Raw genomic sequence first — 22,519 nt, forward strand, 5'->3', positions numbered from 1 at the left:
ATGGATTTTAAACTGACAGACGGACAGGAAATGCTGAAAAAAACAGTCCGTGAATTTGCTGAAAAAGTGGTAGGTCCCAGAGCCGAAGAGGTAGATCAGACAGGAATCTTTCCGAGAGATACCTTTGAGCAGATGGCAAAACTCGGTCTTACTGGAATCGGGACTCCGGAAGAATACGGCGGAAGCGGAGGCAATGACATTGATAAGGTGATTACTGTCACAGAACTTGCAAAAAAATGTGCAGCCACGGCAGGTATTCTGTCTATTCACACCATCTTTGCTTCTGTACTTTTAAAGTTCGGCAGTGAGGAACAAAAGAAAAAATATTTACCGGAAGTGACATCCGGCGGACATCTTGCAGCTTTTGCGCTGACAGAACCCAATGCCGGCTCTGACGCCGCTGCGGTAAGGACAACGGCTGTCCTTGATGAGGAGACCGGAGAATATGTTTTAAATGGTACAAAATGCTTTATTTCCGGCGGAGGTCAGGCAAAGTATCTTCTTATTTTCGCTTTGACCGATCCATCTAAAGGAGTCAAAGGATTATCTTGTATTTTAGTAGAAAAAGGAACACCGGGATTCACTGTCGGTAAGATCGAGAACAAAATGGGAATCCACGGTTCAGAGACTGCAGAATTAATCTTTGACCAGTGCCGTGTTCCAAAAGAAAATCTTGTAGGCAAAGAAGGCGCCGGATTCAAGATGGCTATGAATGCTCTGGACGGTGCCAGAATCGGTGTTGCCGCACAGGCACTGGGGATCGCTGAAGGCGCTCTTGATGAAAGTGTCAAGTATATGAACGAGAGGGTTCAGTTCGGAAAACCGATCAAAGCTCTCCAGGGTCTTCAGTGGTATATTGCAGATATGGCTACAAAAACCGAGTGTGCAAAATGGATGATCTACTATGCTGCTTATTTAAAAAGCACTGGTCAGCCTCACACAAAAGAAGCTGCCATCGCAAAATTAAATGCTTCTGAAAATGCAAGATTTGTTACGAACCTTGCTCTTCAGATTCATGGCGGCTATGGCTATATGAAAGATTATCCTTTGGAGCGCATGTACAGAGACGCCAAAATCACTGAAATCTACGAAGGTACTTCTGAGATTCACAAGGTCGTGATCTCAAGAGCCGTTTTAAATTCTAACGGAAAGTAATGGGAGGGAAAGCATGAAGATCATTGTATGCGTAAAGCAGGTTCCGGATACCAACGAAGTCCGGATCAACCAGGAGACCGGGACACTGATCCGGGAAGGAGTCCCAAGCATTATCAATCCGGATGATAAGAATGCATTGGAGGCTGCCCTTGTCCTGAAAGATGAAACAGGCGCCGAAGTTTCCGTCGTAAGTATGGGGCCTCCTCAGGCTGCAGATGCATTAAAAGAAGCGATTGCAATGGGAGCAGACCATGCATATCTGGTGAGCGACCGGGCATTCGGAGGATCTGACACATGGGCTACTGCCACAATTCTTGCGGCAGCCATTGAAAAGATCGGAGATTATGACCTGATCCTATGTGGAAGACAGGCTATTGACGGGGATACCGCACAAGTGGGACCTGAAATTGCTGAATTTCTTGGCATTCCACAGATCACCTATGCAAAACATATCGAATGCGACGGGGAATCTCTGAATGTAACAAGATTTACGGAGACAGGAGACTATAAGATTCGGACCAAACTTCCGGTACTCCTGACTGCCATCAAGGAACTGAACGAGCCAAGATTCCCGACCGTACAGGGAATTTTCAGAGCTTATGACGGAGATGTGGAAATTAATATGTTAGGTCTTTCTGATCTTAATGTAGATCAGACTCAGATCGGACTAAAAGGTTCTCCTACTAACGTTTACCGTTCCTTTGTCCCTGTTAAATCGAAACAAAGTGAGATCATCGAGGGAAATACGGATTCTGAAAAAGCGGAAACCCTTATTGAGAAGCTTCTGCAGGCAAATTTGATTTAAGGAGGACAGAAAATGGAACGAGCAAAAGTAAACCAGGGAATCGACCTGAGTGCATATGAAGATGTCTGGGTCCTTGGAGAACAACGGGAAGGAAAAATACAGCCCGTTACAATCGAACTTATGGGAGAAGGCCGCAAGCTGGCCGATCAGCTTAAGAAAAAACTCGCTGTTGTAATACCAGGTTACAAAATTGAATCAGAAGTTGAAAAGCTTCTTCACTATGGCGCTGATGTCGTTTACTATATGTCACATCCGCTGCTTTCAAGCTTTTCAACCGACGGCTATACTTCCGCTTTTGTACAGCTGATCCAGAAGAAAAAACCTGAAATTGTTCTGGTAGGCGCAACGTCCATCGGCCGGGATATCGGACCGAGAATTGCTGCCCGGCTTGGAACAGGTCTTACGGCAGACTGTACCAAACTTGAGATTGATGCAGAAGACGGAAAAATTCTTCAGACAAGGCCTGCATTCGGAGGGAACCTTATGGCCACCATCGTCTGCCCAAAGAACCGTCCGCAGATGTCTACGGTAAGACCCGGAGTCATGGAGAAAGCCATCCAGCAGGAAACGGCTGCCGGAACAATGGAAACCTTTATTCCGGATCTCTCAGAAAATGATATCAGAGCTAAGCTTGTAGAAATTATTAAAGAAGAAAAGAAACAAGTAAATCTGACAGACGCACGGATCATCGTATCCGGAGGCCGGGGATTAAAATCTGCAGAAGGCTTCCATTTGATCCAAGAGTTAGCTGATGTCCTCGGTGCGGAAGTTGGATCTTCCAGAGCTTGTGTAGAGGCTGGATGGATCGATGCTTCCCATCAGGTAGGGCAGACAGGAACCACGGTACGTCCGGATATTTATATCGCCTGTGGTATCTCAGGCGCAATCCAGCATTTGGCAGGAATGAATGAATCAAAATATATTGTTGCAATCAATAAAGACCCAGAAGCGCCGATCTTCGGCATCTGTGATTATGGGATTGTAGGAGATTTAAATGATGTGATTCCGGCAATGATCGCCAAACTCACACAGAAGGAGGTTTCAATATGAATTTTCAATTAACCGACCAGCAATTATCCATTCAGAATATTACAAGACAGCTTGCTCAGACAGAACTGCTTCCAACCGTATTAAAAGATGATGAAGAAGGGAAATTCCCTGAAAAGGCTTATGCAAAAATGGGACAGATGGGCCTGATCGGTCTTCCATTTCCAAAAGAATACGGCGGACAGGGAGCCGACTATCTCTCTTATGTATTAGCCGTAGAAGAAATCTCCAAAGTAAACTCTTCCGTAGGAATTGCTTATTCTGTATGTACTTCTCTCTTCTCCGGCGGTTTGATCAATTCTGCCAGCGAAGAGCTCAAAAAGAAATATCTTCCGGATGTTCTGTCCGGTAAAAAGATGGGCGCTTTCTGTCTTACTGAGCCGGAAGCAGGTTCTGACGCTGCCGGATGTAAGACAACCGCTCTCTGGGACGGCGAAGCTTATGTGCTGAACGGTCTGAAATGTTTTATCACAAACGGACCTCTGGCTGACTACTTCCTTGTATTTGCCCTGACAGATCCGGAAAAGAAGACAAAAGGATTATCTGCCTTTGTTGTAGAAAAAGCTATGCCGGGAGTTTCTGTCGGTACAATCGAAAACAAATGCGGTATCAGAAGCGCTCAGGTTTCAGAGATTATTTTTGAAAATGTAAGAGTTCCGAAAGAAAATATGGTAGGCGAGGAAGGCAAAGGATTTGCTGTTGCCATGAAAGACTTGGACGGCGGAAGAATCGGTGTTGCTGCTCAGGGACTTGGAATTGCAAAGGGTGCTTATGACATCGCACTCCAGTACTTAAAAGACCGCCAGCAATTTGGAAAACCATTATGCAAAAACCAGTACCTGGCGTTTAAGATGGCAGAACTCTCTGTACAGATTGAGCAGGCACAATATATGCTTTACAAGGCTGCCATGGATAAACAGGAGGGACGCAGTTACTCTATCTCTGCTGCCAAAGCAAAAATGGTATGCACCGATGCAGCTATGCAGGTTTCACAGGAAGCTGTACAGATGCTCGGAGGCAACGGTTACATGAAAGAATATCATGTAGAACGCATGATGAGAGATGCCAAGATCACACAGATCTATGAAGGCACCAATGAAATTCAGAAGCTTGTCATCAGCGGAAGTTTATTCCGTTAAGTCTGAGAAATAAAAGTCAAAGGCCCGGCTGTCTGCCGGGTCTTTTATATCTGCTGTCCCGAAGATTTTAATAAAATCAAGGTTTTATACATCAAGAACCATTCCATAGCCATATTTTATATTTGGTAACTTTTCAAAACCAAAGCGATGATAGAAATCTTCTTTTCCCTGATTTGCATACAGACTGCATACCACTTTTGTATCTGTTACATTCTGCCGAATATAATTTAAGACATTTTCTATTAATAATCTTCCAATTCCACATCCCTGATAATCGGGATTTACAATGACGTCTGTAATGTAGGCATCTGTCCCATAATCAAAAAGCAGACGTATAACTCCAACAGGTTCGTTATTGTAAAATGCCGCACAGATGTAACTTGTATTTTCTAAAATCTTTTTAGCCTGCCTCTGTGATACTTTTTGAAAATTCACCTGTTCGCGTAATCTGCAAAACATTTCCGGTGAAATTGAATGCCGTAGTTCAATATTCTGATGATCCATTTCTCTAATTTGTGCAACTTCCATCTTCTCGGTAAGATCTCTGATATGCTCTCCCGGGTGAAATGCAATGCTTTGTTTATATTCAGAATTATTCATAATGCCTGCTCACTTCCATTAAGATAACTATATGTATTCTTAATTATAATTGTATTTTTCTGCTGTTACAGTATTTATTACCCAAGAAGTAATATAATTCGTATATCTCAAACCCTTCAGGTGGACGCACTCCGTGCGATAAGGTATACCCACAGGGCACACCGTATTTTATGCCCTTCGGGCTTGGCGCGCTTTGCGCGATAAGGTATACCCACGGGGCACACCGTATTTTATGCCCTTCGGGCTTGGCGCGCTTTGCGCGATAAGGTATAATATTATCAAAGGATAAAATGTGTGGAGGGACAAAATTTTGGACAGGAATCATTACTATTCTATCGGGGAAGTGGCAGCTACCTGTAACACTTCTATTAAGACGCTTCGTTACTATGACGAGATTAAGCTGGTAGTTCCGGAGGTCCGGAAGGAAAACAGCAAATACCGCTATTACAGCAAAGACCAAATGGTAACCATTTCTATCATCCGGAAACTGCGCATGCTCGGTTTTTCGATTAAGGAAATCAAAGAAATAGTTTCTGCAAACCAGGTCCGAAACCTGGAACAGAAAATTGAAGATAAACTGGTATGTATAAAAAAGGAAATTGAAACTCTGAATCAGAAATACTTTGAGGGGGAGCAGTTTTTACAGAGATTAAAAGAAGGTGCCCAGATCCTTCATCTCTATGATGATGATCTGAAAAAGATCCAGGCCGGTGAGATGGATGCGATCACGGTCAAAGAAGTGCCTGAAGTAAATCTTTATCACTCCCGCAGGATCATGCAGTCTTATCACAATGACGAGGTCTCCCTTGAGCGGTGGGTAGAGATCAACGATGAAGTCTCAAGACACGGCCTTAAGGTATGCGGCCCGATAACAGTCACCTATTACACGGATCTGCTGGACCAGTTTCTTTCTAAAGACTGTGATATTGAGTTCGGCATCCAGGTAGAAGAAAGCGATTCCAAACATGTCCGGAAGTTCGGCGGCTTTCTGGCAGCTACCGCTTTTCATGTCGGCCCGTACAGCGATGTAATCAGGACCCACATCAAAATTATTCAGTGGATCAATCAGAATCACTATAAGGTTGCAGGTCCGGTTTCAGAAGAATTTATCATTTCCCCTGTGGACCTGCGAAATGAAAATGAACATGTTACTAAAATCATCATCCCTGTCTCAAAGTAACTTTTAAGAATCCTTTTCTACGGGTATGATGATCTTGGTGACCCTTCTGGTTTCATCATTCACATCCAGAGGTGAAAGGATAAACTCTTCAGTGGCCGGCCCCGTCGTTTTATAGTTATGTTTTTTGATCCATTTGATGAGCTGTATGTAGGTACTTGAAATGTCTTCATAGTTTCCGATATGAATGACTGTGGCCGCCAGCATTCCTCCAAAAGGCCGTATATGTTCAGCGGGCTTTGATTCCTCTACCTGGACGGCAAATTCGATCTCAGAGTCCTGGGACAGAAATTTATTCAGTATATTACTGTCATAAAAAGTGACATATACCGGCCCTGTAATTTTACAGTTCATGGTCTTTGCTTTATCCGTGATTCCAAGCCACCGTTCAAGGGAAATTTCAGAATAATCATAATCTTTCATGATACGGCGGTCATATAACAGATTGATCTCCGGAATAAATTCTACGGAAATCTTCATCTCGTCAGAACAGCTGTCAGACAGTTCTTCCAATATATCAATTCCGCTCTGTATTTTTTTCAGAAAATAGCAGTATTCCGTATATCGGTTGATACTGTCTTCAATCTCCTGCTTCATAGACTGCAGCTTTTTCAGCATATTCTTTTCTAACGCCTTGGCTTCATTTTCAGAGACGATCTCTTTGATCTCCTTCAGTGAAAACCCCATTTGTTTCAAATTCTTAATGATAACGACCGTAATGATCTGCCCCTTTGAATAAAGGCGGTAATGGGTCTCCTCGTTTCTGCGGTCTGGAGTAAACAGGCCGATCTCGTCATAATATCTCAGTGTTTTCTGCGGAATATCGCAGATCGCCGAAAGTTCCCCTATGCTGTAATAAGGCTTGTCGATAAAAATATGAAACACCTCCCTCAGTACATTTTAAATGCCAATGCTATTATACCAGAATAGAGCGGCAAAAAGAACGCTGAAATTCACAGCGTTCTTTCTGCTTATTTTAACGTAAAGGAAAACAATGTTACCTACTTATCGGCATCACATTTGAGAACTGCGTTCAGGAGTACAGAAGCTCCCTGCGTGCACTGTTCCGGTGATGTATATTCCGGTTCACAGTGGGAATGTCCGTCCTTAGAAGGAACAAACACCATTGTAGTCGGCATCATGTATGCTGCAAACTGAGCATCATGTCCTGCTCCGGAATTGATCTTCTGATTGGAGTAGCCAAGTTCATCGACTGCTTCCTGTACATAACCAACCAGTTCTTTGTCATAATAAACCGTGTCTCTGGTCCATGCCACTTCATAATCTACTTTGCATTTCACAACTTCTTTTGGCATATTCTTGATGACATTTACAACTTGTTCGATGACTTCTGGTTTCTCATGTCTTGCATCAATAGAGAATTCTACATAATCAGGAATAACGGTATGTACATTCGGATGACAGTAGATCTCTCCGGTTGTATAAACTAATTCGGAATCCAGTTTATCTAGCTCATCATGGAGATACTGAAGAACCTTTGCAGCTCCATATAAAGCGTCCTGGCGGTAAGGCATCGGAGTTGTTCCCGCATGATCGGACTGTCCGTAAACTTTGATCTTATAGTTGATCATTCCAAGGACACATGTTACAACACCAATATCTTTCTTTGCTGCTTCCAGGATTGGTCCCTGTTCGATATGAAGTTCAAACATTGCCATATAATCTTTATTGTTCAGGCGGTTTTCTTTTGCTCCTTTATATCCTGAAGCTTCCAGCGCCTCACCGAATGTCTTTTCCGGATCTAAAACAGATTTGGAGGCAAGCATATTTTCATGAATAAAGTTTTTCTTGATATCATCCGGGAGATAATCATTACAAATCACCCCTGAAGACATCATAGCCGGCGGATATAATGATCCTTCCTCATTTGTCCAGATCATAGCCGTAATATTATGTTTATGAGGAATCTTCTGATCTGCAATGCTTTCCAGCACTTCCATTGCTCCCATAACACCAAGGATACCATCGTAATTTCCGCCGTTCTTTACGGAATCACAGTGAGAAGCCATAACGATGTTTGGAAGATCAGGCTCAGACCCTTTCAGTGTTGCATAGATATTTGCCATATCATCTGTTTTAATCTCGGCTCCGATCGCTTTCATTCTTTTAACGAATTCTCCGCGAGCCTGTAAAGCTTCCGGTGAAAGAGAATATCTTGTGATACCTCCGTGTCCGGCATCCCCATATTTACTCATAGTTGTAATTTTGTCCGCCATCCGGCCTAAATCACATGTATACATAAATGAACCTCCTTATTTTTTGTTAAACCAATAGTTCTTAAAAATGTTCCAGCACACGGCTGCCACAATTGTTCCGGAAGCTATGGAAGCTCCTGTAATAAATGCTTCTAACCGATACTGCGCAAACTGTTCCCAGTCAGCTTTAAATGCATTCTGCATCATCATAAATAATGCTGCCCCCGGGATCAGGGGGATCATGCCGACCGCAAGATATAATGTCGCGGGAACCTTTGTCCTGACTGCAAAAAATTCCGCATAGATCCCTAAAAATAATGCCGCTGCAAAATATTGTTTCCCATACTGTGGGATGATGAGTCCTGCCGAAAGATACACGCACCATGCAAGACATCCTCCTAATGAAGTATAAAATATCTCTTTCCCATGCAGATTGAATAAAAAAGCAAAACCGAGGGCACCGAAAAATGCTGCTATGATCTGATTTAATCCGCTCATTCTCATCTCCTCTCAAATTCACAGCCAGCTGACCACTGCAAAGCCCAGGGCAATCGAAAGGCTTAGCAGGACCGCTTCTCCGAAACGGGTCAGGCCGGATAAAAAATTATCGGATATCATCTCCCGGATACAGTTCGTGAACATAAGTCCCGGAATCAGGATCATGACATTTCCGATGCTGATCTTATCAGAAGAACAGCCGATACCTGTACGCGCCGCCATGACTGCCAGTGCCCCTGCTGCCAGGGAACAAAGGCAGGAGACGAGAAACCGATTCATATTCATATTTTTCAAAGGGATCTCCACGATCTTGATCATGACTCCTATGACCGCAGAGATCGCCGCATCCAGCAGTGAACCTCCGAAAAACAGGGTAAAGGCAGATGAAATCAATGCATAGATGAGCATCCCCTGCCGGTTGCTGTACGTGGGCAGACTGTGAATCTCTTTTAAATCTTTCTTGACCTCATCCATATCCGGAAGAGTCCGGCATATTTTCCGGGACAGGTTATTCAGATATTTCAGTTCCTGAAGATTAAATGCCGAACCATGGATTCTCCTGGACTGGGTTATGATACCGAAATTCTTGGAGGAAATAGTGGCAACAATTGTATACGTAATAGAAAACACCTCAGTCCGTTCAGATCCATAGGCCGTACAGATTCTAAAGATGGAATCTTCCACGCGCCTGATCTCTGCTCCGGAGATCAGCATACGGGCTCCGATCTCCAATGCATTTTCAAGCATCTGTTCTGCATCCTTTTTAGTAACCGCCTTACCCATGTTACCCTCTCTTTTTTATCGTAATTTTTTTGGGGTTCGTTTTACAAACTGACCCATGCCAGGAGTTCCCTTGAATTCTCCGTCTGCATAGACGACATTTCCGCGGAGGAAAGTACGTACAGGGTATCCGTGCAGTTTCTTTCCTTCCCAAATCGTGTGATCACAGTCTGAATGCATTGTATCAACACTGATCGTGAAATCTTTGTCTTTGTCGTAAATAACAATATCTGCGTCCTTACCGACTGCAATCGAACCTTTCTGATCACATCCGAAAATCTTGGCAGGATTTGTGGAACACAGCTCTACTGCCCTTGAAAAAGATATTTTCCCGGAGTTTGCCGCATCCAGCATATATGGATATAAGTTCTCGATTCCTGAGCATCCGTTCGGAATCTTGGTGAAATCATCCCTGCCCCAGTCTTTCTCATAGCTCTGGAACGGACAGTGGTCAGTTGCTACCGTATCAATAGATCCGTTCTTGATTGCTTTCCACAATGCGTCCTGGCTCTCCTGTCCTTTGATTGGAGGTGAGCATACGAAGTTGCGTCCGTCTTCTCTCTTATAAACATCGCTGGTAAATTCCAGATACTGCGGGCAGGTTTCCACGAAAACTGGCGCTCCTTCTTCTTTTGCCTGAATGCAGGCCTCCAAACCTTCTTTGTCTGCCATATGTACAAGATACAGCGGTGCATCTAAATGTTTTGACCAATGTACGGCTCTTTTGTCTGCCTCAGCCTCCACAAATTCCGGCCGGCTCATGTAATGATACCAGGCACTCGTCTTGCCTTCTTTTAAAAACTGCTCCGTATACATATCAATCAGATCCGGATTTTCGGCGTGGACGTTGATCATGGCACCCAGTTCCTTCGCACGCAGCATCAGCTTCGCAAGAGTTCCGTCGCTTACCATCCATCCCTCTTTTTTATACACCAGGAAGCATTTAAAGCTTGTGATTCCCTCTTTTACGGCCTCTTCCATCTCCTCAATGATCGCTCCGTCAGAAAGATCCGTGATACAGCAGTGGGATGCAAAATCAACACATGCTTCTTTTTCCAAAACAGCCTTTTTCTCTGCAATGACTCCGCGGATGGTTTCGCCGGTATGCTGAACCGGATAGTCAAAGACCGTTGTGACTCCTCCGCAGGCAGCTGCCCTTGTTCCGGAGAGATAACTGTCGGAAGAAATTGTACCGCCGAACGGCATTGCCAGGTGAGTATGTACGTCCAGTGCTCCTGGAAGAACCAGCTTTCCAGCCGCATCAAACACTTCTTCTGCATCTGCTTCTATATTCTCAGCAATGGCTGCGATCTTTCCATCCTTCACACCTAAATCCGCAGAAAACATATCAGAAGCTGTCACAACAGTACCGTTTTTGATCACTAAGTCGAATTTTTTCATATGATTGTCCCCCAATCTGACTTATGCTTTACTCATACTTGGTTTTCATTTTCACTTCATGGTCTTCAACTCCCGGCTTCATCTCAACCTTTCCAGGGGTAATACAGTCCATAACCGGACAGACATTCAGGCACAAATGGCATCCGACACATTTATCTTCATTGAGAACCGGCTTCCGCTCTTTTTCATCCCATGTAATGGCCTGATGTCCGCCGTCAAAGCAGGATACATAGCATCTTCCGCATCCCACACACTTATCCTTATTGAAATCCGGATAGAGGATGAACGTACGGTCAATGTCATCAGCAGGCACGATGTTCGGCAGAGCCACGCCTACCAGATCAGATAATTTATCAATTCCATGGTCTTCCATGAAATGGGACAGACCGCTGATCATATCTTCTACAATACGGTATCCATACTGCATAACGGATGTTGTTACCTGAAGGTTTGAAGATCCTACAAGGATAAAGTCTAATGCGTCTTTCCATGTTTCAATACCGCCGATTCCTGTGATCGGGACATCTTTTAATTCCGGATGCTGTTTCATCTGTGTGATAAAACGCAGCGCGATCGGTTTTACTGCCGCACCTGAATAGCCGGAGATGGATGATTTACCGTTGACTACCGGCATGGCGGTCATATTTTCCACATCAATATTTGTGATGGCTTTTACTGTATTGATGGCAGCGATTCCCTTAGCTCCGCCTTCCATGGCAGCGATTGCAGGAATCTCCATGTTTCCGATATTCGGAGTCATCTTTGCAATGACCGGAAGATGAGTGGCACCGGAAACAACCTCGCAGTATCTGCGCACAAGATCCGGATTCTGTCCTACATCAGACCCCATGGCAGAGGATGTCATCTGAGGGCAGGAGAAGTTACACTCGATCATATCGACACCGGCCTCTGTTACTTTCTTTGCGAGGATCTCCCATTCTTCTTCATTGCTTCCCATAATGCTGGCAACGATAACTTTTGTCGGATAGTCCTGTTTCAGTCTTCTCATGTATTCCAGGTTATCTTCCAGAGGTTTATCTGAAATCATTTCCATGTTTTTAAATCCAGTCCACGGTGTCCCTTCCTTTGATGTGATATCGAATCGAGGGGAGCATTCGTTCGGGATAAATATACCGATGGTCTTATAGTAAACTCCTGCCCATCCTGCCTCCAGTGCTTTGGCACACATTTCATAGTTGCTTCCTACCGGAGAGGATGAGAGGAAAAATGGGTTTTCACATTTGACTCCTAAAAAATCGATGGATAAATCTTTCTTTATGGACATATTCAATGCCTCCTTTCTATTTGTTAAAATAGTCTGCAATCTTTTCTGCAGCTTCTTTGCCTTCAGCGACAGCTTCTACTACAGTTTTTCCGCCGTTTACCATGTCTCCGCCTGTGAAGACATTTTCGCCGGCTGCAATGTCTGCCACGTCGTCTCCGACTGCCTGGCCGATCGCCAGCACAACCTGATCGGTCTTCATGGTCAGTCCGGATTCTCCGTCACGTCCTTCAAATCTCATTGCGGTAACATGTCCGTTTTCTCCAACGATTTCTGCCGGTGCAAATTCCTGAACGATCGGAATACCCATACTCTGTACGAAGCTGACTTCATCCATATCTGCCGGAGCTTCTTCAATGGTTCTGCGGTAAACGATGGTTGCTTTCGCTCCCAGCTGTTTTGCAGTCGTGACACAGTCCATAGCAACGTCTCCGCCTCCGATCACGATTACATTTTCTCCAAGTACCAGCTGATCTGTATTTGTCTTAGCTTCCCTTAAGAAGTCAATGGCAGTTACCACACCTTCCAGATCTTTGCCCGGTATATCCACCATCTTTGATTTCCAGAGACCTGCTCCTACGAATACTGCATCGTAATCATTTTTGAGCTCCTCAAGTTTTGACGCATCTATGGGTTCATTAAATTTAAATTCTACTCCGAGTTTTTCAATGGTCTGAATATCAAAATCCACTACTTCCTGAGGAAGCCTTGTTGGAATAATTCCATATGTAAGAACACCGCCTGCTTTGTCCTGAGCTTCATAGACCGTCACAGAATATCCTTCCAACGCCAGCTGTCTTGCACAGGAAAGAGAGGCCGGTCCAGCACCTACACAGGCAATCTTTTCCTTCTTCGGCTCAGCCGCTTTTAAGAATTCCATTCCCTGGTTTTTCTCTTCTTCTACGAGAAAACGCTGGATCTTTCCAATCTCGATCGGCTTATCAATGCCGGTACGGCTGCACGCCTGCTCACACATTTTTCCGTATGGACAGACCTGAGCGCAGCATCCTGCCAGCGGGTTATTCTCGCGGACTGTCTCCGCAGCTCCTTTTATATTGCGGAAACGGAGAGAACGGATGAACTTTCCGGGATCTGTTCCTGCAGGGCATCCTTTGCTGCAGGGTGAATCATGGCAGAGAAGACATCTGGATGCTTCTTCCATTGCAGTTCTTAAATTAAAGCCCTTTTCCATTTCTTCTCCATACTCTTTTTTTGTAATTTTACTCATGGTTGTTTCACACTCCTTATTATATGATCAATTTCATGGTTTTCCATCTGAGCCTGGGACGTTCAGCCGGCACTATTCTTTTCCGAATTTCTTAAAAAGGAATCTTCCGGAATAGTCGCAGGACACTCCGAGAATATTGCCTAACAGAAGACAGATTAAGAGCATTTTCCAATCTCCGCCGCTGGCGAATGCAGAAAAACCTCCCATAAACGTATTGGGTACCAGGGACAAAACATCAATGTGGGACTGGAATACGATCAGCCAGGAAAAGAATCCCGTTACGACTGCTCCGAATATGATCGTGTTATTGATGCCGCCGGACAGGATGATCAGCATGCCCCACAGAAGACCTGTGTAGTTGCTGCACATCGACTTGATGAACCCTGTCTTCCCACATCCGGCGGAAAAGTATGACGTGCATCCGACGAATCCGATCCATGTGGCGAGCCCCAGGGCAGAGCCGACTCCCTGCCAGAGACAGCAGAAAATCCCGGTACCGATGGCGTTGGCCATTATTACACTCATAGTTGCTCCTTTCTTATTGCGTTTCTGTTATTTGTTAAGTTCATTGTATCGGATACACGATGTGGAGAGTAAAGAGATAATTTTTTAGTTTTCCTTAAGATTAGTTAATGCAAACTTTTATAAACTACCAGTAAATAATTGTTTGTATTTTAAAAAAAAAGAAATTTTAGTTTTATTTTTAACAAACTGCCACCCGTTAACAAAAAAATTGCATAAAAATATTAAAAATACAACCAATATCATAGATAAAATAACAAAAAAAACCTTCCTGCAACAGGAAGGTTTTTTAAATTTATTATGTATGTCCCAGATGTACAAATGAAAGTTTGCGTTTTTCTTTGATTACCCGTTCTCCGTCAGTAAAACTACTGTCGAACATTTTGTCTGTACGATTTTTAAATAACAGAGAGGGAAACAGCGACCGTTTAAAAAAATAACATGGATCACCGCCCCTGTATAATCCATGCCAATCAGCGGGATACTGAAATGTCAGCATCCCCGAACTCTCAAAACCAATATTTCTTCCTATTCTTGAATATTATCCTGTTCAGATAAAACATGGCACAGCCCATCATCACCACGGCGGCAGAAAGGATTAGCACAAAGGAAACACAGTAGACATAACCGTGTTCTTTTATATTCAGAAAAAAATAGATATAATCCCCCGTAGCTTTTCCATATGCCACCGCAAAGATGAGATAGAGAAGCGGAACGATCATGACGCTTAGGACCTGACTGCTTTTTTGTACACGGTTCATGTCGCAGAACAGAAAATAGTAAAGTATCATGAAAACAGGGTTAAGCATATGCAGAAAAAGAAACATGCCGTTAAATTTAAATTCGTTTGTGAATGCCGTGCAGACCATCATGACCAGGAATAACAACATCATACAATCGAGATACAGGATCTGTGGAACTTTCCTTCCTGAAAGTCTGCAGAGAACAGTATCAAACAAGAAAATACCAACGGAAAAGTTGCTGAGAAAGGTCAGTTCATGCATGTATCCCAGCCTTCCCCAATAACAGTATAAAGCAGTGCAAATAAATAATATGGACAGTCCCAGTGTCACTGGCTGCCTGAATCTCCTGTTCATACCTGTTCCTCCCTGGAGTCTTATTCTGCTTTTAAACTATATTCGCTCCTGCACCCGATGATTACCGTAAAGGGCCAGGAAATAAACTCTGGCAGCAATCTGCGGCAATAGTTTTGATCTATCCTTCTTTCGATTTTAAAATTTCCCTTCCTTATCAGTCATCAGCAGTGCATATACAACCGGTACGCTCTAGTGTAAAGAGGGATGCCAATGTAAATACCAGCGTTACTGCTATTGCCATGAGCGTTCCCATGGCGAGTATCCTCTCGATCGTCTTTATATCGCCTTTTCCCCAATACTGGGCCCCTTGCCATAAATAAAACCTCCAAACTGAATAGTGTTATCTTACATCAGTTTGAAGGTTTATACAAACTTTGGGATAGTCCCATCAAAATCTCTCAGGTCTTTTCATGATAATATAGCTAACAGTTATATTGGTTTTATTTCTTTGACTGAAATACAAGGCATGCTGCTCCAATCAATCCACAGTCTTCTCCTAACACTGCGGGTACTACATGGACATTATCTTTTAAGGCATCGTATACTTTCTCTTTCACTCGTTCCTCAATTTCTTCAACAAATCCAGGAACTTTTAATGCTACGCTGCCACCCAGCACAAAAATATCCGGGTCCAGAACACCATATAGAATTCCAAGGAAATTAGACAGATATTCATAGGCATCTTCCATGATATCCGCTGCTGTCTGATTACCTTCCTGTGCCATCTGGTAAACCTCTCCAGCATGAGCTGCCCTAAGTCCCGCATCATTTGCCCTCTTGGTAATAGCTGTTCCGCTGGCAATGGATTCGATGGAACCTTTCTTTAAATTCCCCTGGAATGGACCGTTTTTCCACAAAATAGAATTGGCAACTTCCTGTGCAAATCCCTTTGCTCCTCGGAAAATATTTTGATTTACACAAAAACCTGCCCCAATTCCTGTGGAAATCGTCAGAAACTGCACATAACCTTTTCCTTTTCCTGCTCCGATTGCTGCCTCAGCCAAGCACGCCAGATTTCCATCATTCTCCAAATGCACAGACAGTCCTGTTTTTACTTCCAGACATTTGGTCAGTTCAAAAGAATGCCATCCTGGAAGATTCGGAGGAGTCAGTACAACCCCATTGATTAAATCCAACGGTCCCGGACAGGAAATACCGATTCCCTCCACTGGATATCCAAATCCGTCAATAACTGTTTTTATGTCATTCAGAGTTGTTTCTGGTTCCTCCTCATTGGTCGGAAATTGTCTGCGTTCTATGATTTTATAATTTTCATCGATTAAGGCTACCCTTGTATTTGTTCCGCCTACATCAATTCCAACTGCATATTTCATACGCTTTTCCTATTGGTAGTAATATTTTACTTTATCTGCAGAGTCAAATAAATTAATCTTATCTCCAATGACTGCTTTACAAGCTTCGATTGGTTCTGGATAGATTTCCAGAGGTTCTCTGTATTCCGGATGAGCATTCAATACTTCTCTGCATTTTTCATAAAATGCGACCTTAATATCACTGGAAATATTAATTTTAGAAATTCCAATTTTTACTGCTTTTGCAATTTCCTCATCTTTATTGCTGGAGCCGCCATGTAATACTAATGGGATATCCAAAGTATCTTTTAATGTCTGTAAGATGTCCAGACGTAATTCTGGTTTCATATCGCTTGGATAAATTCCATGTGCAGTTCCGATTGCAACAGCTAATGTATCAATTCCAGTCTTCTCTACGAAATCTTTTGCCTGATCCGGATCTGTATAAATGATTCCTGTTGTTCCGCCTTCAATGGAGTTTCCTGTTGTTCCGATGGTTCCTAATTCACTTTCCACAGATACATTTGCTAAATGGGCAACTTCACAAACTTTCTGTGTAACTGCTACGTTTTCTTCATATGGAAGCTTGGATGCGTCAATCATTACAGAAGTAAATCCTGCCTGAATTGCTCTTACAACTGTTTCAAATTTGTCTCCATGATCCAGATGGATAACGACTGGTACATCTGTTTTGGATGCTTCATAAATCATAGCCTGAATTAAGCTGTTTTCTACAAAGTTAAATTCATCCGGTGACATTTCCAAAATAACAGGACTTTTCATTTCCTTGACTTTCTGCATCACAGCTTTCAATAACTGATCGCTTCCAATATTAAATGCTGGTACTGCAAATCTTTTTTCGTCTGCTACTTTTAACAGCTCTTTCATGTTCATTAACATAGTAAATATCTCCTTTAATCTCTTATAATGATTTTCCTTCTGATTTTGATAATTTGATGTATTTTTTTACCAGTTCCTGGCTGTCAATCTCCACCTGGTGCATCATGACCCAATAGTTAATATCTGGTTCCTTTTTTAAATGCTTTTTAATACTGTCAACGTTGGCATTCATAAAATCACAGCCTACGTTAATCTTATTAATGCCGTATTCGACGCATTTTTGGATATTCTCATCCCCAGATCCGCTGCCTCCATGAAGTACCAGAGGCATCTGTGTCTTTTCTTTGATTTCCTTTAATCTTTCAAAATCAAATTCCGGTACATAACCTTCTGGATAGTTTCCATGGGAACTTCCAAAAGAAATTGCTAATGCGTCAATTCCGGTTTCCTGTGCAAAGCGCAGTGCTTCATCTGGATTTGTTTTCATATGATCATCTGTATAGTTATCCCCTTCACTTGCACCCATGCATCCGATTTCCCCTTCGACACTGGCATCAAACTGTTTTGCGAACTCCACGATTTCTCTGGTCATTTTAATATTTCCTTCCAGATCATATCTGGAAGCGTCTACCATAACACTGGAATATCCATCTGCAAGTGCTTTCTTTAATAATCCAACTTCTTCTCCATGATCAAAGTTCAACGCCACCTCTATACTAGCTCTCTCGGCAAGTTTTTTTACAATCGGTGCAATCAAATCACTATCACAGTGATTTACCATATGTTCCTGCACAATGTTTACAATAATTGGTGCTCTTAATGACTGTGCTGCCTGAATCACCGCTCTGGCCGTTTCAATATTGAAACAATTAATCGCCATAACTGCATAATTACCTTCATTTGCTCTTTCAAGCATCCCCTTCATTGATACGTACATTTTACAATTTCCTTTCTAATCTGGTACCTTATGAAATACTGATTCCTGATAAATCCATTTCCTCTTCTTTTTCATCTGCAATCGGCTCGTCAACTTCTGTTTTTCTCTTCTTAATTAAAACTAACAATACGCCCGTTACTGCAGTACCTGCCAGTAAAGCAATCAGTGCAGCGATTGGATTTGACATTGCTGGAATAACAAAGACTCCTCCAGACGGTACTTTACTTCCTACACCCAATGAAAAACTAATCGCTCCTGTAATTCCACAACCTGTTGCTGTACAAATCACTGTACGAATTAAATCGTTCATCGCAATTGGAATAACACCTTCAGAAATCATACATAATCCCATCGGAAATGCAATTTTGATATTTTCTACTTCCTGAGAAGAATAAATAGGTTTTTTCATAAATTTAGATAATACTAATGAGAATGTAACTCCCAGAGGAGGAACCATAGCTGCTAACACTTTGATTGCTTCAGGTTCTGTAATTCCTTCCAGAAGCAAACCATCACAAATCAGGTTTGGCACCTTACTGATTGGTCCACCAAAGTCAATACACCCTAATGCTCCGATAACAAAGCCATATACTCCTTTAGAAGACTGGTCTAACCCTGTAATAAAGTTTGTTAATGCGTTTGTTGCCCATACAATTGGGTTTCCAATAACAAAGAACATAATCAATCCGGCAATAATTGCAGATAATGTTGGAATAATCATCATTGGCATAAGAGCTTCTGCCCATTTTGGAACTTTCAAATTCTTTTTAATAAATAATGCAATATATCCAACCAGGTAACCACCGATCATACCACCTAAGAATCCAGCCCCCAAGAATGAAGCAATTTGTCCCATTAAGAAACCAGGTGCAATACCAGGGCGATCAGCAATAGAATAAGAAATATACCCTGCAATAAATGATGGTAATAATCCCATTCCTAAAACACCAAGAGAAGTCAATGCATTTGGAATTGTCATTTTTGATAATTCTGTTACATTTTCTCCACCCATTAAGTTACCAACTGCAATTAATAATCCTGATGCTACAACCAATGGCAGCATGTAGGAAATAGCAGTCAACGCATGTTGTTTTAATTCTGCTCCTATTTTTTTCATAATCTCTCTTCTCCTTTGTTACTTTTTCAATTCATTTTCAATTTTCTGAATTAATTGCTTGGGTGCCTTCACACACACATTTGTAGGTACTTTAATTGTAGGTTTTCCTTCAAAGCGCTCTGTTCCAGTAATTGCAATATCCACTGCCAGAATTACAATGTCAGCTTCTTTCACCTCATCTGCTGTTAATTCATCTTCGATACCAATTGTACCCTGTGTCTCCACCTTAATGGTGTGTCCCATACTTTCAGCAGCTCGAATTAATTTTTCTTTCGCAATGTACGTATGTGCAATACCTGATGTACATGCTGCAACTGCAACAATTTTCATAATTTAACATCTCCTTTCATAGTTCCTATTTGTTAATCCTTACACTAAAATAGTAGCATGGATATTCTTTCTGTGTTCATTGATTAAGGGCTTTTTAATGTGGAACTTTTTTTCTGTTTTTTTTATTTTTTTGTTTTTCCGGGCATTTTAATACGGTAATTTTTAAGCTGAAAATAGTTCATAAAAGAAAAACCACCGGGAACCCGATGATCTTTTTATGAATGTTTTAAGCATTGAATTTTAAATTTTTCCTAGATTAAAATACTGCTTTTATATCTTCCACTGTTTTTGCAGAAAGCAGCTGTTCAACAGCTTCATCATTTCCAAGATTTCTTGCTACTTCTGCCAACAGCTTTAAGTGTGTCTTCGCATTTTCATTGTCATTTCCTACTGCGAACAAAAAAATCAGTTTTACACCCTCTCCATCCAGTGTCTCCCACTCGATTTCATTTTCCATTTTTCCAATGGCAATTCCAACCTGTGTTACGGAATCACTTTTTCCATGAGGAATTGCTACATAATGTCCGATTCCTGTCTGCCCTTGAGATTCGCGAAGATAAATATCTTTCACATAGGATTCTACATCTGCAATATATCCTGCATTTTTCAGCTTTCCTGCCAGATTTGTAATAGCTTCTTTCTTATCTGCAGCTTTCATATTCAAGTCAATTACTCTTTCATCTAATACATCTTTTACATTCATAATAGTTCCTCCTCATCATTGAATTAAATATTTGTAAACTTCAATATTGGTTTCCATACTTTTTAACATGAGAATTTTTTCATCTGTATCAATTAATGAAACATATTCTTTGTAAAATAACTGAATTCTGTTAATTTCATCTTTGGTAATTAGCTTGAATCCAAGTAAAAATACTACTTCCACTGGCTCATCGTCCCACATCACCGGCTCATCCAGAATTGCTATTGCAACCTTGGATTCATTAACTGCAGCAGGTGAACCATGGGGAAGACTGACACCGTTGCCTATCGTTGTTGTTGTCTTATTTTCCCTCTCCATTACCGTATCAAAAAATTCTTCTGTCACAACGCCCTTTTCTTTCATGGCATCTGACATAACTTTTAAGATTTCTTCCTTTGACTGAACCTTCATGTGTGTGAAAATCAGTTCTGGAGAAAACAGCAGACAACATTCTGGAGAAAAAGGATTCTCACTTACATTAGAGTTAATAGTGTCCAGATAATTTCTTAAAGCAAGAATACCATTTTCACTTAAAACATTAGGAATTACTACAATTCGTTTGTCTTTCACTTTTGTTTCTTTTGATGAGATGATAATATCAATATCATAATAATCATCCAATTTAAAATCATGGGTACTGACAATTTCCAGACTTCTAATTTCCGGAACAACCTTTTTAATTCTTTCTTTCATCAACTGCGCATGTCCCATATTGAAATTCGTCAGTAAGATTGCCTTGTACTGATGTATCTTCCGCTCAATTGCCGCCTGAATATACAAAACGATGTATCCGATTTCATCTTCGGTAATCTGTACATTGTAACACTCTTCAAACAGAATACTAATTGCCCAGCTTGCCCGAAATACGTTTTTATACTCTTTTTTTATAAAATCGATTAAATCATTGCTTTGTGGGGTTCCGTATCGCAGTCGGAAAATGGTCGGTCTCAAATGTACAATAAGGCTTTCTTTTACTTTCTGGTCCGATACTAAATCTACATTCATAATGTTTCCAATGACCGTCAGCAGTCGATCCACAAATTTCACCAGCTGATTGTCATATTTTTTTACTTGTTCCAGTGTAATTTCAATCTCTGAAATTCCTATAAATTTTGAACATAGAATCTGTATGGAAAGAAAAAGAATATCTTCCTGGGAAAAGCGTACATGGAATACTTCTTCCAATTTTTCAAAGATAGCTACAGTAAACGCATACTCATTATATTTTTGAAGAATTTCCAGTTCTTCCATATGATTCTCCATCATCAATGGATTGTCGAACTCTTTTCTCTGATATGCTATACAACAGTAAATAAGAATTTCATAAAATGATTCATCTGTAAATCGATAATCCCATTCGTTTTCTGCCTGTATGATACATTTTCGCACTGTTGATACATCAATGTTCGGAAAAAAATAATCCAGATTCTGATTAATTGTAGCCGAGGTACTTCGTTCCATCATCAGATTCCTCAATGCAATCCGATATTCATTTTCTCTGCTTAACAATCGATATCCGCGGCTTCTTTCGTTTACCAGTTTGATGTTATAGTAACTAAGCCATTCTTCACATTCTTTCATTACTTTCAGCATTGTTGGAACACTTAAATATAGTTTCTCTGATAACTTCTGTGTAGTAATTGTCTGCCACGGTCGTAAATTAAATAAAACCTTTAAAGCTTCCGTAACTCGTTCTTTCGGATTATAAGATTCTAACTGAAGTTCTCCCGGCCGATCCAGATAGGCTTCCAATTTTTCTTTTTTTTCTTCTGATATCTCCAGCCAAATACCTACTCTTGGTTTTCTCTGAATAATTCCAAGATTATTTTGAGTTAAAAAATCATCCAGTTCATCAAGTTTATTTCTTACGGATTTTTCAGAGAGTCCGACTTCTTTTGCAATTTTCCCGGTCGCCATGATTTCGCCGTCCATGATACAACCTAAAATCTGTTTCATATAAAACTTCTCTTTCGAACGTTTCATTCTTCCTTCGTCTCCTCTCAGTCATTATGTAAGTTCTGTCTGCACCTCCTCCCTTATGATGGTTTAAATTATAGCACGGTTCCTTTTACTTAGATTATCAATTACGGGCGTTTTAATATGGTACATTTTTTTATTTTTCCAGTAAATCCTCCAAAAATCAATAGATAAAATGTGGTAATTTTTAAATAAAAGAAATTTGAGAAATTCCGTGTATATAAAAAATCCTGTCAAACTTTCTATCATTACTTTCCAGCAAATATGGTAATTTCTTTTTTAATAAACTTCTGACCCAAACGGTATCAATACCAGTTGTGCAGCCCGCAATGACTTCCGTCATCTCTGCCTTTTT

Annotated in this window: 22 protein-coding genes; 5 read left to right on the forward strand and 17 right to left on the reverse strand. The window is 41.5% G+C overall.

Features of this window, described 5'->3' with window-relative positions; all coding sequences use genetic code 11:
* Genes acrC through DWV34_RS06090 form a run of 4 tightly spaced genes read left to right on the forward strand, consistent with a single transcriptional unit; the run spans position 1 to position 4,146 of the window.
* Positions 1–1,155, forward strand: coding sequence for an acryloyl-CoA reductase (gene acrC / locus DWV34_RS06075; RefSeq protein ID WP_009290115.1), 1,155 nt, complete (start codon positions 1–3; stop codon positions 1,153–1,155).
* Positions 1,156–1,168: 13 nt separating this feature from the next.
* Complete coding sequence (locus DWV34_RS06080; protein WP_009290116.1) at positions 1,169–1,960, forward strand: electron transfer flavoprotein subunit beta/FixA family protein; 792 nt, start codon at positions 1,169–1,171, stop codon at positions 1,958–1,960.
* A 12-nt stretch (positions 1,961–1,972) separates the two neighbouring features.
* Entirely contained in the window at positions 1,973–3,010 is a 1,038-nt protein-coding gene (locus tag DWV34_RS06085; RefSeq protein WP_009290117.1) for an electron transfer flavoprotein subunit alpha/FixB family protein, read from the forward strand.
* On the forward strand, positions 3,007–4,146 hold the full coding sequence (locus DWV34_RS06090) for an acyl-CoA dehydrogenase family protein (protein WP_006568276.1): 1,140 nt from the start codon (positions 3,007–3,009) through the stop codon (positions 4,144–4,146). Before DWV34_RS06085 ends, DWV34_RS06090 begins: the two co-directional genes overlap by 4 nt.
* Before the next feature lie 84 nt (positions 4,147–4,230).
* Here the strand turns inward: DWV34_RS06090 and DWV34_RS06095 are convergent, their stop codons facing one another.
* A complete protein-coding gene (locus DWV34_RS06095) occupies positions 4,231–4,746 on the reverse strand; it encodes a GNAT family N-acetyltransferase (protein WP_118475704.1) in 516 nt (171 codons plus the stop codon).
* 310 nt (positions 4,747–5,056) lie between these two features.
* Between DWV34_RS06095 and DWV34_RS06100 the strand changes: the two genes are divergently transcribed.
* Positions 5,057–5,926, forward strand: a complete 870-nt coding sequence (locus DWV34_RS06100) for a MerR family transcriptional regulator (protein ID WP_009290119.1) — start codon at positions 5,057–5,059, stop codon at positions 5,924–5,926.
* 3 nt (positions 5,927–5,929) lie between these two features.
* Here the strand turns inward: DWV34_RS06100 and DWV34_RS06105 are convergent, their stop codons facing one another.
* From DWV34_RS06105 to DWV34_RS06185, 16 genes are all read right to left on the reverse strand, one after another.
* Positions 5,930–6,808 carry a MerR family transcriptional regulator gene (locus tag DWV34_RS06105; protein WP_009290120.1) on the reverse strand — a complete coding sequence of 293 codons (879 nt, stop codon included), beginning with the start codon at positions 6,806–6,808 and terminating at the stop codon, positions 5,930–5,932.
* 116 nt (positions 6,809–6,924) lie between these two features.
* Entirely contained in the window at positions 6,925–8,184 is a 1,260-nt protein-coding gene (locus tag DWV34_RS06110; RefSeq protein WP_009290121.1) for a Zn-dependent hydrolase, read from the reverse strand.
* 12 nt (positions 8,185–8,196) lie between these two features.
* Positions 8,197–8,637 carry a threonine/serine exporter family protein gene (locus DWV34_RS06115; protein ID WP_006568269.1) on the reverse strand — a complete coding sequence of 147 codons (441 nt, stop codon included), beginning with the start codon at positions 8,635–8,637 and terminating at the stop codon, positions 8,197–8,199.
* Positions 8,638–8,655: 18 nt separating this feature from the next.
* Positions 8,656–9,420 carry a threonine/serine ThrE exporter family protein gene (locus DWV34_RS06120; protein ID WP_009290122.1) on the reverse strand — a complete coding sequence of 255 codons (765 nt, stop codon included), beginning with the start codon at positions 9,418–9,420 and terminating at the stop codon, positions 8,656–8,658.
* 15 nt (positions 9,421–9,435) lie between these two features.
* Positions 9,436–10,818 carry a dihydropyrimidinase gene (hydA, locus tag DWV34_RS06125; RefSeq protein WP_006568267.1) on the reverse strand — a complete coding sequence of 461 codons (1,383 nt, stop codon included), beginning with the start codon at positions 10,816–10,818 and terminating at the stop codon, positions 9,436–9,438.
* Between the two features lie 28 nt (positions 10,819–10,846).
* Positions 10,847–12,103 carry an NAD-dependent dihydropyrimidine dehydrogenase subunit PreA gene (gene preA / locus DWV34_RS06130; RefSeq protein WP_009290125.1) on the reverse strand — a complete coding sequence of 419 codons (1,257 nt, stop codon included), beginning with the start codon at positions 12,101–12,103 and terminating at the stop codon, positions 10,847–10,849.
* Positions 12,104–12,119: 16 nt separating this feature from the next.
* Positions 12,120–13,328, reverse strand: coding sequence for an FAD-dependent oxidoreductase (locus tag DWV34_RS06135; protein ID WP_006568265.1), 1,209 nt, complete (start codon positions 13,326–13,328; stop codon positions 12,120–12,122).
* Between the two features lie 72 nt (positions 13,329–13,400).
* The gene (locus DWV34_RS06140) at positions 13,401–13,853 is read right to left on the reverse strand and encodes a DUF1097 domain-containing protein (protein ID WP_006568264.1); all 453 of its coding nucleotides are present in this window, start codon (positions 13,851–13,853) and stop codon (positions 13,401–13,403) included.
* Positions 13,854–14,359: 506 nt separating this feature from the next.
* The gene (locus DWV34_RS06150; protein ID WP_118475708.1) at positions 14,360–14,947 is read right to left on the reverse strand and encodes a Pr6Pr family membrane protein; all 588 of its coding nucleotides are present in this window, start codon (positions 14,945–14,947) and stop codon (positions 14,360–14,362) included.
* Positions 14,948–15,387: 440 nt separating this feature from the next.
* Positions 15,388–16,281, reverse strand: a complete 894-nt coding sequence (locus DWV34_RS06155; protein ID WP_118475710.1) for an ROK family protein — start codon at positions 16,279–16,281, stop codon at positions 15,388–15,390.
* Between the two features lie 9 nt (positions 16,282–16,290).
* The gene (locus DWV34_RS06160) at positions 16,291–17,160 is read right to left on the reverse strand and encodes a ketose-bisphosphate aldolase (RefSeq protein WP_024729161.1); all 870 of its coding nucleotides are present in this window, start codon (positions 17,158–17,160) and stop codon (positions 16,291–16,293) included.
* Positions 17,161–17,182: 22 nt separating this feature from the next.
* Positions 17,183–18,037, reverse strand: a complete 855-nt coding sequence (locus DWV34_RS06165; protein ID WP_118475712.1) for a class II fructose-bisphosphate aldolase — start codon at positions 18,035–18,037, stop codon at positions 17,183–17,185.
* 28 nt (positions 18,038–18,065) lie between these two features.
* The gene (locus DWV34_RS06170; RefSeq protein ID WP_118475714.1) at positions 18,066–19,154 is read right to left on the reverse strand and encodes a PTS fructose transporter subunit IIC; all 1,089 of its coding nucleotides are present in this window, start codon (positions 19,152–19,154) and stop codon (positions 18,066–18,068) included.
* 18 nt (positions 19,155–19,172) lie between these two features.
* A complete protein-coding gene (locus DWV34_RS06175) occupies positions 19,173–19,484 on the reverse strand; it encodes a PTS fructose transporter subunit IIB (RefSeq protein ID WP_024729158.1) in 312 nt (103 codons plus the stop codon).
* 256 nt (positions 19,485–19,740) lie between these two features.
* Positions 19,741–20,187: a PTS sugar transporter subunit IIA gene (locus DWV34_RS06180; RefSeq protein ID WP_118475716.1), complete on the reverse strand. Its 447-nt coding sequence runs from the start codon at positions 20,185–20,187 to the stop codon at positions 19,741–19,743.
* Positions 20,188–20,202: 15 nt separating this feature from the next.
* Complete coding sequence (locus DWV34_RS06185) at positions 20,203–22,170, reverse strand: BglG family transcription antiterminator (RefSeq protein WP_118475718.1); 1,968 nt, start codon at positions 22,168–22,170, stop codon at positions 20,203–20,205.
* Positions 22,171–22,519 lie beyond the last annotated feature (349 nt).

It is taken from the genome of Anaerostipes sp. AF04-45 (assembly GCF_003461725.1).
GTDB classification, from domain to species: Bacteria; Bacillota; Clostridia; order Lachnospirales; family Lachnospiraceae; genus Anaerostipes; species Anaerostipes caccae.